Origin of the sequence: Caballeronia sp. NK8 (assembly GCF_018408855.1) — a bacterium.
GTDB lineage: Bacteria > Pseudomonadota > Gammaproteobacteria > Burkholderiales > Burkholderiaceae > Caballeronia.
The window spans coordinates 324872-338379 of record NZ_AP024326.1; the positions used below are offsets into that span (position 1 = coordinate 324872).

Annotated in this window: 9 protein-coding genes and 1 pseudogene; 7 read left to right on the forward strand and 3 right to left on the reverse strand. The window is 60.8% G+C overall.

Going from position 1 to position 13508, the window contains the following annotated elements; all coding sequences use genetic code 11:
* Positions 1-231: 231 nt before the first annotated feature.
* Positions 232-984 (reverse strand): GntR family transcriptional regulator, encoded by a 753-nt coding sequence (locus NK8_RS34275; protein WP_162071069.1) that lies wholly within the window; start codon positions 982-984, stop codon positions 232-234.
* Positions 985-1693: 709 nt separating this feature from the next.
* On the opposite strand from NK8_RS34275, the pseudogene NK8_RS34280 reads away from it, so the two are divergent.
* Positions 1694-2269 (forward strand): annotated as a pseudogene (locus tag NK8_RS34280) (transposase); the annotation flags it as partial.
* 468 nt (positions 2270-2737) lie between these two features.
* Here the strand turns inward: NK8_RS34280 and NK8_RS34285 are convergent.
* Both NK8_RS34285 and NK8_RS34290 read right to left on the reverse strand, forming a co-directional pair.
* Positions 2738-3580, reverse strand: a complete 843-nt coding sequence (locus NK8_RS34285) for a polysaccharide deacetylase family protein (RefSeq protein WP_213233869.1) — start codon at positions 3578-3580, stop codon at positions 2738-2740.
* A complete protein-coding gene (locus NK8_RS34290) occupies positions 3577-4674 on the reverse strand; it encodes a glycosyltransferase family 4 protein (protein WP_213233871.1) in 1098 nt (365 codons plus the stop codon). Before NK8_RS34290 ends, NK8_RS34285 begins: the two co-directional genes overlap by 4 nt.
* Before the next feature lie 220 nt (positions 4675-4894).
* Between NK8_RS34290 and NK8_RS34295 the strand changes: the two genes are divergently transcribed.
* The 6 genes from NK8_RS34295 to NK8_RS34320 all read left to right on the forward strand — a co-directional run bounded on the left by NK8_RS34295 (position 4895) and on the right by NK8_RS34320 (position 13362).
* On the forward strand, positions 4895-6055 hold the full coding sequence (locus NK8_RS34295; protein WP_213234003.1) for an efflux RND transporter periplasmic adaptor subunit: 1161 nt from the start codon (positions 4895-4897) through the stop codon (positions 6053-6055).
* A 19-nt stretch (positions 6056-6074) separates the two neighbouring features.
* On the forward strand, positions 6075-9218 hold the full coding sequence (locus NK8_RS34300) for an efflux RND transporter permease subunit (RefSeq protein WP_062253068.1): 3144 nt from the start codon (positions 6075-6077) through the stop codon (positions 9216-9218).
* 4 nt (positions 9219-9222) lie between these two features.
* Positions 9223-10686, forward strand: coding sequence for an efflux transporter outer membrane subunit (locus tag NK8_RS34305; RefSeq protein WP_213233873.1), 1464 nt, complete (start codon positions 9223-9225; stop codon positions 10684-10686).
* Positions 10683-11450 carry a carboxylesterase gene (locus NK8_RS34310; protein ID WP_213233875.1) on the forward strand — a complete coding sequence of 256 codons (768 nt, stop codon included), beginning with the start codon at positions 10683-10685 and terminating at the stop codon, positions 11448-11450. The genes NK8_RS34305 and NK8_RS34310 overlap by 4 nt, the downstream gene beginning before the upstream one ends.
* Positions 11451-11560: 110 nt before the next feature.
* Positions 11561-12268 (forward strand): response regulator, encoded by a 708-nt coding sequence (locus NK8_RS34315; protein WP_062253084.1) that lies wholly within the window; start codon positions 11561-11563, stop codon positions 12266-12268.
* Positions 12268-13362, forward strand: a complete 1095-nt coding sequence (locus NK8_RS34320) for an ATP-binding protein (RefSeq protein WP_062253062.1) — start codon at positions 12268-12270, stop codon at positions 13360-13362. Before NK8_RS34315 ends, NK8_RS34320 begins: the two co-directional genes overlap by 1 nt.
* Positions 13363-13508 lie beyond the last annotated feature (146 nt).

Genomic DNA, 13508 nt, shown 5'->3' on the forward strand with positions numbered 1-13508 from the left:
GGCACCTGAAAAAAGCAGTGACAGTAAGGTTAACTTTAATCCTACAGTGTGTCACGGTTGGCGACACGGTTCGGTGAAGCGGGTCGCGGGCAAGCGCACCTCAGCCGTTCTACTATTCCATACAGCATCGCCAACGCCACTAATGGAGGAAAAACATGCCCGACGCAGCCCCGATTCAACCCGGTAACGGTCGCGACGGAAGCTAGTTACGTCACTTCCGGTCGTTTTTCTTCAAAGGTACAAACGTGGGCCACCCGACGGAAGATACAACCGCTGATAAAAAACCGGCTCCCCGCGAGAACTGCTACCCATTATCTCTATGTGGGCTCCATACGTCCTGCTTGGAAGTTGCAGCGCATCCGACACGGTCTTGGGGAGAATGTCGGCCTTGACCGTGTGTACGATTTTTGTCGCGGAAACTTTGTAGACTGTTTTAGTTAACCTCACGAAATTTTCGCTCTCGAGATCGTCCAGCGGTATCTCGGCGAAATAAGGAAAGCGGGTTGCGTCCGCGAAGTAATGACTTATGAATGAGTGATCTTCCGCATCGATTTTCCGATCAAGGCGAATGATATTGCGATCGTCGCCAGCGCCGCATAGCCAGCGCGCCCAGCTGTCATCGGATTCGATTTGTACCCGACGTATTACCGTACTCGTCATCGGAATGAATCTTGTCCCGTCCGACGAGAGGACTTGGTAGATCCATGGCTCGCCCAGCCGTTTTTCCCGAGGGATGACGAAAGTTCCCAGCGCTCTCTTCCTCTCGACATAACCCTCATTGACTAGTGAGCCTACAGCCTTCTGAATGGTGCCAAGACTAAAGGGGACCATCTGAGACATCTCCTGCTCCGTTGGCAGTTTGTCTCCGTCTTTCCAAAATCCATCTTCGATCGCCGCGATGAATACTTCCTTCAAATACTCGTGTTTAACGGGATTATCCACCACGCGGGATTGATAGATATTGAAAAAATTCTTGTTCTTCATATGTCTCCGTTCTTTCGCGGCGTCCTTCGTGTTAATCCCCAATTCATCGGGCTATCTATTAAAATCTTGGGCAGAAGCTTATCGACTGAATATCATACTACATAGTATATGTGGAAAAGTGCAGTTGGTCGGATCGTTGAAGCAGCAAGCGTTTGCAAACGTATATTTGGGTATCGATGGAAGGGTTGGGAGGTTTGCCGCACGAGACGCGGAGGCTCTAGGGCGGCTGAGGCGGCTAGATTCTTCGCACCTGTCGATAACTGAGAATCGTAATCACAAAAGCCGGTCGATGGCGAAGGCCATCCGCCCCGTCGACGCGGCGACAAGATTCGCTGGCAGTCAAGTTCTTCTACTCTGACAATGTTTGCGAATTTGCTGGTGGCGTGGAACGCGACATACGTGGCATGCGCTCGGGCCACTACACGCCTCCGGAATGAAATCGCCCGCACCGGATCGACTCACAAGTGCCGCGGTCACAAATATGCAGGACATCAATTTACGTGGAAGCTTCGTGTCTCCCGCGGGCTATACGAGCGGCCTCCCTCCAAGCTTGGTTCGAGGTGCTTCTACGTGTGCCGGCAATCAGCGCGCTTCGTTAGTCGACCCTGAACAATTCTCAGAGCCTTACGCGATAAGGCGTTGCACCCCAAACCATGTTGAGCGAATTGCAGGAAGAAGGCATATTAACGCTTGATTCCTGCATTTTTAGTTGTATCTTCAACATGCGTTTGACCTGTCCCACGAAGAGATCGTGTGGCAATGGGTGGAGAACCCATATTGGCAGGTCATCACGGGCGAGACGTATCTGCAGACTGAGCCGCCGATCGACCCGTCGAGCCTCACGCGTTGGAGGAAGCGTCTGGGTGAAGCCGGTGTCGCGATGGCCGGAAATCCCTACGACGGCCACACGCTGGCCGAGGCATTGGAGCAGGCATTGATCCTGAGCGACGTGAAGCCGGAAGTCGCCATCGTTGATCGTGGCTACAAGGGAGTGGCTGTCGACGGCGTAAAGATCTATCACCCGGGATTGAGGCGCGGTATTACGCGCGGCATGCGAGCGATGATCCGAAGGGGCAGTGCGATCGAGCCCGCCATCGGCCACATGAAGGCGGAGGGAAAACTCGATCGGAACTGGCTCAAAGGCACCCTCGGCGACGCGATTCACGCGGTGCTGTGCGGTGCCGGCCACAACCTACGCATGATCCTCAGAAAGCTGCGGTTTTATTGCGCCCTCGTCCTTCTCGCTTTACTCAAACACTCAGCCGTACTGTCCTTCGCCGCATAAGTGCCCGTACGACGCAAAACGAATATTCAGGCCCGACCCGTTAGTATGCCCTCTCGCCCATGCGTCTCCGTGATCGGAGACGTCCTCGCAACGCATTTTGTGGTAGACAGCAGGGGTCTGATTTATAAACGGATTATTTTAGTGCCAGAAGACGAAGCCTTGTCAGAGCTGGACCGCGCTAACCCGGAATTTGCATGAGAATCAAGTCGACCCCGAAGTTGCGCGTTCAGCGAACTAACCGTCGCCGCCCTCCCGATCGAATCGGAGGCCACGAGCGACTAGGTATGGAGGTCGATCGTAGGCCAATGGTTCGGCGACCGGAGCCGTGCCTCTCCCACAGCCGGCAGCGGTCTCTAGTGCGTCTAAGCAATCTATCCGTTGTCAGTCGCATTAGCTCAGCGCTTCCATTTGAATCAAAATGCTGCTTGACCTGTCGGCCTTCATGCGATTACGACCAGCATCGCTTAATTACAACCTTAAACTCAAGTACGCCCGGCTCAACAACGGTCGACCATGTACCCAGAGTCGGGTTGCCAGCCATGATGCGGGGCGGTCGCGCACGGCCAACCGCGCGATAGTCCGCTCGGCATCCTTGTTATCCCGTTTCGATTGCGTATTAGTACCCCGATGACATGTATAAAGTAAATTGAAGCCCTCATTCAGCGCGATCTCCCGATAATCGCGATCGTAAAAGCCTTCTGGCCAGCAAAGATGACGCGACTCAGTTCCCAGCCGCGCCAAGAGTTCATTTCGTCCCGCTCGCAAATCTTCTTTCAGACAAGCCCGCTTCGCCGTGCGCGAAGTCGTTAGATGATCCCAACGCCTGTGCGTGTGCGTATGGCTATGAAATTCGAAAGTTCCTGCACGTCTCATCGCTTCGATTTCGGACCAGCGCATGATGGCGTCATCGGCCTTTCCATTCTGGATGGCGATCTGCGAGTCCTCGTGAGAGAGTACGCGGGGCGAACCGGCCGATGCGTCGACTGAAGTCGGACGAACGGGTCCATCGCCGGGCCAACTCGTGACCAGGAAGCAAAGTGCCTTGAATCCCCAACGCTGCAGGATCGGATGCGCGAAAACCCAGTTGTCCAGATAGCCATCGTCAAACGTGATGACCACCGACTTGGCAGGAACCTGCTCGCCGCAAAGAAATGCCGCCAGGCCGTCGCCATCGAGCGTCTGGTAGCCCGCACGACGAAGGTAGGCGATCTGCTGCGTAAAGTGCTCAACGGTGACAGTGAGCATGCCCGGTGAATTGCTGACGTGGTGATACATCAACACAGGTACCGCTCGCGCATGGTGCGGCTTCATGCGTGATAGCCTCTTTCTTGGAGCGAGCGTCGATAGAAGCACATTGTGTCGTACACCATGTTCGTCACGCTGAAGCCTTTCGACAAAATGAATCGACCTGCATGACTCAGTTCGTGTCGAAGCGATGCGTTGTCGATGAGCCGTACGAGCGCTTCTGCCAAAGCGACGGGATCGCGCGGAGGAACCAGCAGACCGTTCACTTCGTCGCTGATCAGCTCGGGCACCCCTCCCACGTCCGTTCCGATGACCGGAAGGCCCAGCGACATCGCCTCGATGAAGGCTTGGCCGAGCGCCTCCTGATGCGTCGGAAGCACGAAGAAATCGCATCCGGCCATGATGTTTGGAACGTCGCTGCGGAATCCCAACAGGTGAATCCGATGCTCGAGGCCGCGGTTCAAGACCATGCGCTTTATTTCTGCGAACATCGGGCCGTCTCCGGCCAGCACGACATGGAATTTCTCACGCGACTCCAGTAGCGGGACGACGGCCGCAATGAGGTCTTCGTGACCCTTCCCTTCCCGCATGATGGCGACCATGCAAGCGACGACATCATCGTCCCGGAGCCCCAGCTCCGTGCGCAGTGTCGACTTCCCGCCCTCAGCGAGTTTCTCAATACCGTCATAGATGGTTTCGACCCGGTCCGCGCCGACTCCGGCGCCGATCAAATACTTCCGAACGTGGTGACTCACCGCGATCACGCGGTGAGGGAGCCAGTTGTAGGTCGCAAGCGAAGTGATGGGCAACGCAAGGTGACGCGTCCGTACAACCAGCGGCGTACCGGCCAGGCGGGCGGCAAAGCCTGCGACCAGGCTGTCGTGGCCACTGTGCGTGTTGAGCACGTCGCAAGCTCGACGCCGCAACATGCATGCAATATCGATTGCGGAGGCGACATCGCCACCCGTCCTCATCTCCGAATGATGCACGGCGAATCCGGCGGCAGCACCGTGCATTCCGATCGACGCGTCACGCGGGCAAATCAGTTCAACACGGTGGCCGGTGTCGCGCATGCCGATCATTTCCCTGAGAGTGCGCATTTCCTGCCCTCCCCACCCCTTCGACGATTCGCTGTGGATGATGCTTAAACTGCGGTTCATGCGACCGATCCCTCGAAAAATTTGCTCGAGAGGGCAATGTTGAAGATGGATCGATAAGCAACGTTGGAGAACTGATGGAGAAACTGTGAAGCCGGACGAGCACTTTGAAGATGACTGCGTCTTCATCGTTTCTCCATCAAATCGCGAAGGAAACCCCATCGTTCGAACGCAGACTTCTTGCCGTTCAAGCGGGCGACTGCCTGCGTCTGATGGAGTTCTTATGAAACTTGAAAGATGGTCTCTGGGTGGCAGTTTGTGCGTGCTGCTGCTGGAGGCAATGCTTGCGGGCTGCGGGCAAGCCGAACAGCTGGGCGCCTCCCCCGCGATTCCCGTGGCGTCGGCGACCGTGGTGCACGCTTCGCTCAGACTCACGGAAGATTTGCCGGGTCGGGTCGCGGCAATGCGCGTCGCTGAGATACGGCCGCAGGTCAGCGGTATCGTGATGCGCCGGCTGTTCGAGCAAGGCACCGAGGTGCGTGCCGGCCAGCCGCTGTTTCAGATCAACCCTGCGCCGTTCAAGGCTGACAGGGACACGGCCGCGGCGGCGCTGCAACGCGCCAAGGCCGCGCTTGCGCGCGCGAAGGTGCAAACGGCACGCCTGCAGCCGCTCGTCGAAGCCGACGCCATCAGCCGCCAGGTCTACGACGACGCCGTCTCGCAGCGCGACCAGGCCGTCGCAGACGTGGCTCAGGCAAGCGCCACGCTCGCGCGCCGGCAGCTCGATCTGAAGTTCGCGACGGTCGAGGCGCCGATCTCGGGCCGCATCGATCAGGCGCTGATGACCGAGGGAGCGCTGGTCGCCAGTAGCGACAGCCAACCCATGGCGCGCATCCAGCAGATCGATCAGGTCTATGTGGATGTGCGCCAGCCGGCGGCATCGCTCGAATCGCTGCGCAACATGCTGTCGACGCAACAACAAGGCGGCGGCGGTGGCCTTCCGGTGAAAGTTCTGCGCGACGACGACACACCGTACGACGTGAAAGGCCGCGTGCTCTTTTCGGGCGTCAACGTCGATTCCGGGACCGGCGATGTGCTGTTGCGCGTGCTGGTCGACAACCCGAAGCGGCAGCTTCTTCCGGGAATGTATGTACGGGCCCGGATTCCGCGCGCGAACTACGCGCGCACGCTGCTTGTTCCGCAGCAGGCGGTCGTACGCGTCGCGGGCAAGCCGCAGGTCTGGGTGATCGACGCGACGAGCCACGCGCGGCCAAGGCCCGTCGAGCTCGGCGAGCTGAGCGGACGTCATTACCGCATTCAATCGGGTCTCACGTCCGGGCAGAAGATCGTGGTCGAAGGCATGGAGCGCCTGAACGACGGCGCGCTGGTCGCCGCGAGCGACGGGAAATCGCCCGGTGCGCCGCTGGCTGCACCCACGCACTGAGTCACGGGAGCGTCCAGCCATGTCCGAATTCTTCATCCGGCGACCCGTCTTCGCGTGGGTGATCGCCCTCTTCATCATCCTGCTGGGCCTGATCGCGATACCGCAACTGCCGATCGAACGTTACCCTTCGGTCGCGCCGCCCGCCGTCACCATTACCGCGACGTATCCCGGCGCCACGCCGCAAACCATGAGCGACTCCGTGCTGAGCCTGATCGAGCGCGAGCTGTCGGGCGTCAAAAATCTGCTCTACTTCGAGTCGTCGGCCGATACGTCGGGCACCGCGCAGATCACGGTGACGTTCAAGCCCGGCACGAATCCCGCGCTCGCCCAGGTCGACGTTCAGAACCAGCTCAAGACCGTCGAGCCGCGCCTGCCCCCGGTCGTGCGCCAGTCCGGCGTGACCGTGGAGTCGGCTTCCTCGGGCTTCCTGATGCTCATCGGTCTCAAGTCCGACAGCGGTCTCTACGACGCGAGCATGCTCAGCGACTACATGGCGCGCAACGTCGTCGAGGAGCTGCGACGCGTCGATGGCGTCGGCCGCGTACAGTTGTTCGGTTCCGAACGGGCGATGCGCATCTGGGTCGATCCGAACAAGCTGATCGGCTATGGCTTGTCGATGAACGACCTGACGACTGCGATCAGCCAGCAGAACGTGCAGATCGCGCCGGGCAGCGTCGGTGCGTCGCCGGCTCTGACCGGTCAGCGGGTGACCGTGCCGCTTACCGCACAAGGGCAACTGACGACCCCGGAACAGTTTGCCGCGATCGTGCTGCGCGCCAACGCCGATGGCTCCCGGGTCGTACTGCGCGACGTCGCGCGGGTCGAGCTCGGCTCGCAGTCGTACAGCTTCGTCAGCAGCGAGAACGGCAAGCCCGCCGCCTTCGCTGGCGTGCAGCTCGCGCCCGGCGCCAATGCGGTCAAGACCGCGGCGGCCGTGCGCGAGCGTCTGAAGGAAGCGGGCAAGGCGATGCCGGCCGGTATCAGCTATTCGATCCCGTTCGATACTTCTCCGTTCGTTCAGATTTCGATCGAGAAGGTTCTCCATACGCTCGTCGAGGCGATGGTGCTCGTGTTCCTCGTGATGTACCTGTTCCTGCAGAACGTGCGCTACACGCTGATCCCCGCCATCGTCGCGCCCGTGGCGATGCTCGGCACATTCACGATCATGTTGGCGACAGGCTTCTCCATCAACGTGCTGACGATGTTCGGCATGGTGCTCGCGATCGGCATCATCGTCGACGATGCGATCGTCGTGGTGGAGAACGTCGAGCGCCTGATGACCGAGGAAGGTCTCTCGCCGAAGCTCGCAACGTCGAAGGCCATGAAGGAGATCTCCGGCGCGATCGTCGGCATCACACTGGTGCTGACCGCGGTGTTCATCCCGATGGCGCTGGCAAGCGGCTCGGTTGGCGTGATCTACCAGCAGTTCACGCTGTCGATGGCAGTCTCCATTCTGTTCTCGGCGCTCCTCGCGCTGACGCTGACGCCCGCTCTGTGCGCGACGATGCTCAAGCCGATCGCGCCTGGTAACCACGAGAAACGTGGCTTCTTCGGCTGGTTCAACCGTCGTTTCGAGCGGATGACGCGCTCGTACGAGTCGCGCGTCGGCCGGCTCGTCGGCCGAACCGGGCGCGTGATGCTGCTGTTCGTGGCCATTTCCGGCGCACTCGTCATCGGCTTTCGCATGCTGCCGTCGTCGTTTCTGCCAGACGAGGATCAGGGCTACTTCATGACAAGCGTCCTGCTGCCCGCCGACGCGACCGCCGAGCGCACGCAGGATGTGGTCGGGACGCTGCAGCGCCATCTCGCGTCGCGCCCGGCGATCCAGTCGAGCATTTCGATCGTCGGCTATGGCTTCTCAGGCTCCGGACCGAATGCCGCGCTGAACTTTGCGGTGCTCAAGGACTGGGACAGGCGCGGCGACGCGACGACGCCCAATGAGAACACGCGTGCACAGCAAGCCATGGCTTCGGTGACCGAGGGATCCGTGATGAGCCTGCTGCCGCCCGCGATCGACGAGCTCGGCACCAGCTCAGGCTTCACGTTGCGTCTGCAGGATCGCGCCAATCACGGCGACGAAGCGCTGAAGGCGGCCCAAGCCAAGCTGCTGGAGCTCGCGGCGAAGAGTGACATCGTAACGGGCGTCTACCCCGATAGCCTGCCGGCGGGTGCCAGCATCCACCTGGAGATTGACCGGCCCAAGGCCGAGGCGCTGGGTGTGTCCTTCACCAGCATCAGCGAAACGCTGTCGGCAGCGATCGGCTCGACCTACGTCAACGACTTCCCGAATGCCGGACGTATGCAGCAGGTCATCATCCAGGCCGACGCGTCCGCGCGCATGCAGATCAACGACGTGCTGAAGCTGTACGTGCGCAATGCCGGCGGCGGCATGGTGCCGCTATCGGAAGTGATCCGTCCCGTCTGGTCCGAGTCGCCACTGCAACTGACGCGCTTCGAGGGCTATCCGGCCGCGCGCATATCGGGCAGCGCCGCGCCGGGTCATTCCAGCGGCGCGGCGATGGCCGAGATGGAACGTCTCGCCGCGCGGTTGCCCTCGGGCTTCACGGTCGAGTGGACCGGACAGTCACTGCAGGAGCGTCAGTCGGCGTCGCAGGCTCCGATGCTAATGGCGCTGTCGATGGTGGTCGTGTTCCTCGTGCTGGCCGCGCTCTACGAGAGCTGGTCGATTCCGCTGTCGGTGATGCTGGTGATACCGCTCGGGCTGATCGGCGCGCTCAGCGCGGTGCTGCTCCGCGGATTGCCGAACGACGTGTTCTTCAAAGTCGGGATGATCACCGTGATCGGCCTGTCCGCGAAGAACGCGATCCTCATCATCGAGTTCGCGAAGCAGTTGCGCGAACAGGGCAAGGGGCTGGCGGAAGCCGCCGTGGAAGCTGCCCGGCTGCGCCTGCGTCCAATCCTGATGACATCGCTAGCGTTCGGCCTCGGCGTGGTGCCGCTGATGATCGCGACCGGCGTGAGCGCGGAAACACAGCACGCGATCGGTACTGGCGTGTTCGGCGGCATGGTCACTGCGACAATCCTCGCCGTCTTCTTCGTGCCCGTCTTCTTCGTTTTCGTGATGAGCATCCAGGAACGCATCGCGGCATGGCGGGCAACCCACCGTAAAAGCGCGGCCGTGCGTCAAGAACAAGAGAGTTGATGTCATGCGAGCCCTCATTCTTCCCGTCGTGCTGGCCGTGTCGGCCTGCTCTTTGACCCCGGCGTTCGTCAGGCCGGCTGCGCCCGTCCCCATGACATACACGACAGGCGCCGCGTCCGATGTGCGCACGAACGCAGCCGATCTGGGCTGGCGCACGATGTTCGGTGACCGGCGTTTGCAGCGTCTCATTGAACTCGCGCTCGAAAGCAATCGCGATCTGCGGCTCGCCGCGCTGAACGTCGAAGCTGCCGCGGCCCAGTATGGCATCCAGCGCGCTGCACAATTGCCTTCTGTCGACGCCACAGGCGGTTTCACACGCCAGCGCATCGCCGCCAATGCCGAGACCGATCCGCCCATCGCCGCGATGACCCAGAAGCAATACGGCGTCAACGTCGGGATCAGCGCGTTCGAGATCGATCTGTTCGGCCGCGTTCGCTCCCTGTCGGATGGCGCGTTCGCCCGTTACCTCGAAAGCGATGACGGACGCCGTGCCGCGCAGATCGCGCTCGTTGGTGCGGTGGCCGACGCGTACTTCGCCGAGCGCCTCGCACAGGAGCAGCGCGAGTTGGCCGAACACACCCTTGCGGACTGGCGGGAGTCACTCGACCTCGCGCGCCGGCTCAGGAACGCCCATCAGGCGAGCAGCGTCGACGTGGCCGGCGCCGAAGGTCAAGTTGCCAGCGCCGAAGCAGATCTGGAGGCGCGCGCACGCATGGTCGAGCAGGCCGGCAATGCACTGCGGCTCCTGATCGGCGCCGACTTCCCGAAGGATCTGCCGGAGCCGACCCCGCTGGCGCAGCAACCGGTCATGACGCGACTGCCAGCAGGCCTGCCGTCCGACCTGCTGTTCCGGCGGCCCGATATTTTGCAGGCGGAACAGGACCTGATCGCCGCCAATGCCGATATCGGTGCGGCGCGCGCCGCATTCTTTCCACGACTCTCATTGACAAGTTCTTTGGGTTTGATCAGTCCGGCCATGAGCGGCCTTTTCGACGGCGACCATCGGGCATGGACCTTCGCGCCGCAGGTCACAGTCCCGCTGTTTCAGGGCGGCCGCCTGCGCGCCGAGCTCCGACTCGCCGAAGTGCGCAAGACAAGCGCGGTTGCCGGATACGAACGGGCTGTGCAAATCGCGTTCCGCGAAGTCGCCGACGGCCTAGCGGGTCGCGACACCTTCCATCGGCAGATCGAGGCTCAGGTGCGGGTGGTGGCGAGCGCCGAGCGTCGCACTGATCTGTCTACCCTGCGCTATCGCGCCGGCGTCGACGGACGCCTCGAATTGCTGGATTCCCAGAGGCAGCTTTATGCATCGAGGCAGGTGCTGCTGGACTTGCGCCGCGCGGAGTTCGGCAATGCCGTCGCCCTTTACAAGGCGCTCGGCGGTGGCCTGACCGAGACCGACGTGAGGCCTCCCGACCCCGCGCCCGAGCTGAGCCTTGCCGCGCCCCACCCATTGGCACGATCATGAAACAACCCGAAAAACGTCGCACCGTCGCTCTTCTGATTCATGGCCTCGGCGGCACGGAGCACGATCTTGGTATCTTGCGCAAGTCTTTGAACCAGATTGGGATCGATACGCACGCGCTTTCGTTGCCGGGACACGGATCGAGCCCGGAGGACCTGATCATGGCTCGGGCGGAGCAATGGATAAACGTAGCGACGCGGGAATATGACATGCTCGCCCGTACCTATGAAACGGTGCATCTCATCGGTATGTGCATGGGAGCGCTTCTCGCATTGATCGTCGCGGAGCGTCGACCGCGCGACGGCAAGCTCGTCCTGCTCGCAGCACCGGTCTTTCTCGACGGGTGGTCGATGCCGTTTTATCGGCGACTCCGGTATTTCCTCTACCTCATTCCTTGTCTGGCCCGAAGAATGAGAGTCACCGAGCAAGATCCTTATGGAATCAAGAACGCGTTGACGCGATCCTTGATCAAGGCCCGGTTCCAAAGGGGCGACGCGTTTCACTACCGCTGGGTTCCGCTGGCGTGTATTCGCCAGGTCGATCGACTGCGCTACAAGGTGTGGAAGGTCGCGAGACACATCAGACATCCGACGCTCGTGATCAATTCTCGCGAAGACGAAGTGACCTCGGTCAAGTCCGCTTCATTTCTGGTCGACGCCATACCCACGTCCAGATGCCTGATCGTAGAGAACAGCTATCACATGTTATGCATCGACAACGATCGGAAGCAGATAGCGGAAACGATGACGGCGTTCCTTGGAAACTGACAGGAAAGGGATGTTCGCTGTGTTGAGATATCATCGAGATTTCATGGAGCTGATTGCGTATTCGGCGGTGCTGCCCCACGATGTCGCTTCTGCCGGAAGCCTGTAACGACATGAACGCGCTGATTCTCATCGCCGAAGACGAACCCGAAATCGCGGAAATTCTCGACGCTTATCTTGTACGCGAGGGGTATCGCACTTATCGGGTCGGCAATGGACAGACCGCGCTCGATGTTCATTCGACACTGAAGCCGGATCTCGTGCTTCTCGACATCCGCATGCCCGGCAAGGACGGCTGGGAAGTGCTCGCTGAACTGCGTCGGCGCGGCGATACCCCGGTCGTCGTCGTAACGGCGCTCGATCAGGATATCGACAGGCTACAGGGCTTGCGCATCGGAGCGGATGACTACGTCTCGAAGCCGTTCAACCCGGTCGAAGTCGTGGCGCGGGTCGGCGCGGTGCTGCGGCGCACGGCTGCGTCACGGACTGAAACAGTCATTCGCGTGGGCCGGCTCGAGATCGACACGGAAAGCTACGTCGCCAGCATCCGGCAAGCGGGCACGAGTGCAGCTCCAGCCGGAAACGCGGTCCAACTTGCCCTCACGCTCACCGAATTCCGCGTGCTTACCCATATGGCGAGATCGCCGCAGCGGGTATTCACTCGCAGCGAACTGATCGATGCCTGCATGCCCGGCAGTGGCGCGCTCGAACGCACGGTCGACAGCCACGTCAGCAACTTGCGCAAAAAGCTCGAAAAGGCTGGCGCGGCGGAAATCATCACGGTAGTACGGGGCGTCGGTTACCGACTCGCGAGCACGTGATGGAGAAGACGCAGCGCAATGAAGCTCAACATCGCGGACGCCTCAGTCGTCAGATCGTGCTTTCGATGGGCCTGGTATCGATTATCACGATGCTCATCGCCTTTGTCGGATCGGTCGTGATCTACGGCTGGCTGTATGCGCTCTCGCCTCCTGAGCTTCCCAAGACGCCCGTCGAGTGGCTCATTCCCGATTCGATCGATTTCCTGATCTTCGCCACGCTGCTGTTGATCGGCCTCGTAGTGGCGGTCGTCATGGCGTCTCGCCTGGCCCGCCGTATTCTCGCGCCACTGAACTCGCTTGCTGAAGGCGCGCGCCGCATCGCAGCAGGCGACCTCGAAGCACGCGCGCTTCCCGGTGACCGTTCGCTCGGCGACACCGCGCTCCTTGTCGATGATTTCAATGCGATGGCCATCAGGCTGCAGCAAATGGCGGCTGACATGACAGCCTGGAACGCGGCGATCGCGCACGAGTTGCGCACACCACTGACGATTTTGCGCGGCCGCCTTCAAGGAATGCGCGATGGCGTGTTCAAGCCCGATGATGCGCAGATTCGCGGACTGCTGTATCAGGTAGAAGGCCTTGCGCGGATCGTCGACGACCTCCACATCATCACGCTTCAGGACATCGGCCGGCTGGAAATGCATTTCGAACCGACACGCATCGACATTGAGATACGTCGAGCGGTCGATTCCATCAGCGACGCACTGTATGAGGCAGGTTTTACGATAGAACTCGACGTCAGTGACGCAATGGTCGTATGCGATGGTGCGCGCATCCGGCAAGCTCTTCTTGCGCTGCTCGACAACGCACGGCGCTATGCGATTCCAGGTCGATTGCGAGTGGCGCTTGGGCTCGCGCCGGCCGCCTTGGTGCTGAGTGTCGAGGATGGCGGCCCCGGCCTTGCGCCCGAATTTGCGAAGCTGGTATTCGAGCCTTTCACGCGCGCCGACGCGTCACGCTCCAGACAGTTTGGCGGATCGGGATTGGGTCTGTCGGTGGTACGCGCAATTGCGCTCGCCCATCGGGGCCGCGCGACCTTCCGCCCGTCGGCCGCCGGAGGCTCGATTTTCGAGCTCACGCTACCTCGCATTTGACGCCCTATCTACTTTTTCCCGGATATAAATGCATCGTCATTGCAACGGCGATCGTGTGACCGCCGACCGCTTCAACTTCATTTAGAGTGAATCCGGCTCGTCTTTGCGCCAATCGGTTTTGCGCAGGGCACGTAATGATGGGCTGC

Excerpts from the sequence above, each read along its gene's own strand:
- NK8_RS34300 (WP_062253068.1), top strand. The coding sequence starts at position 6,075 with ATGTCCGAATTCTTCATCCGGCGACCCGTCTTCGCGTGGGTGATCGCC.
- NK8_RS34275 (WP_162071069.1), bottom strand. The coding sequence starts at position 984 with ATGAAGAACAAGAATTTTTTCAATATCTATCAATCCCGCGTGGTGGAT.
- NK8_RS34290 (WP_213233871.1), bottom strand. The coding sequence starts at position 4,674 with ATGAACCGCAGTTTAAGCATCATCCACAGCGAATCGTCGAAGGGGTGG.
- NK8_RS34285 (WP_213233869.1), bottom strand. The coding sequence starts at position 3,580 with ATGAAGCCGCACCATGCGCGAGCGGTACCTGTGTTGATGTATCACCAC.
- NK8_RS34315 (WP_062253084.1), top strand. The coding sequence starts at position 11,561 with ATGAACGCGCTGATTCTCATCGCCGAAGACGAACCCGAAATCGCGGAA.
- NK8_RS34305 (WP_213233873.1), top strand. The coding sequence starts at position 9,223 with ATGCGAGCCCTCATTCTTCCCGTCGTGCTGGCCGTGTCGGCCTGCTCT.
- NK8_RS34310 (WP_213233875.1), top strand. The coding sequence starts at position 10,683 with ATGAAACAACCCGAAAAACGTCGCACCGTCGCTCTTCTGATTCATGGC.
- NK8_RS34295 (WP_213234003.1), top strand. The coding sequence starts at position 4,895 with ATGAAACTTGAAAGATGGTCTCTGGGTGGCAGTTTGTGCGTGCTGCTG.
- NK8_RS34320 (WP_062253062.1), top strand. The coding sequence starts at position 12,268 with ATGGAGAAGACGCAGCGCAATGAAGCTCAACATCGCGGACGCCTCAGT.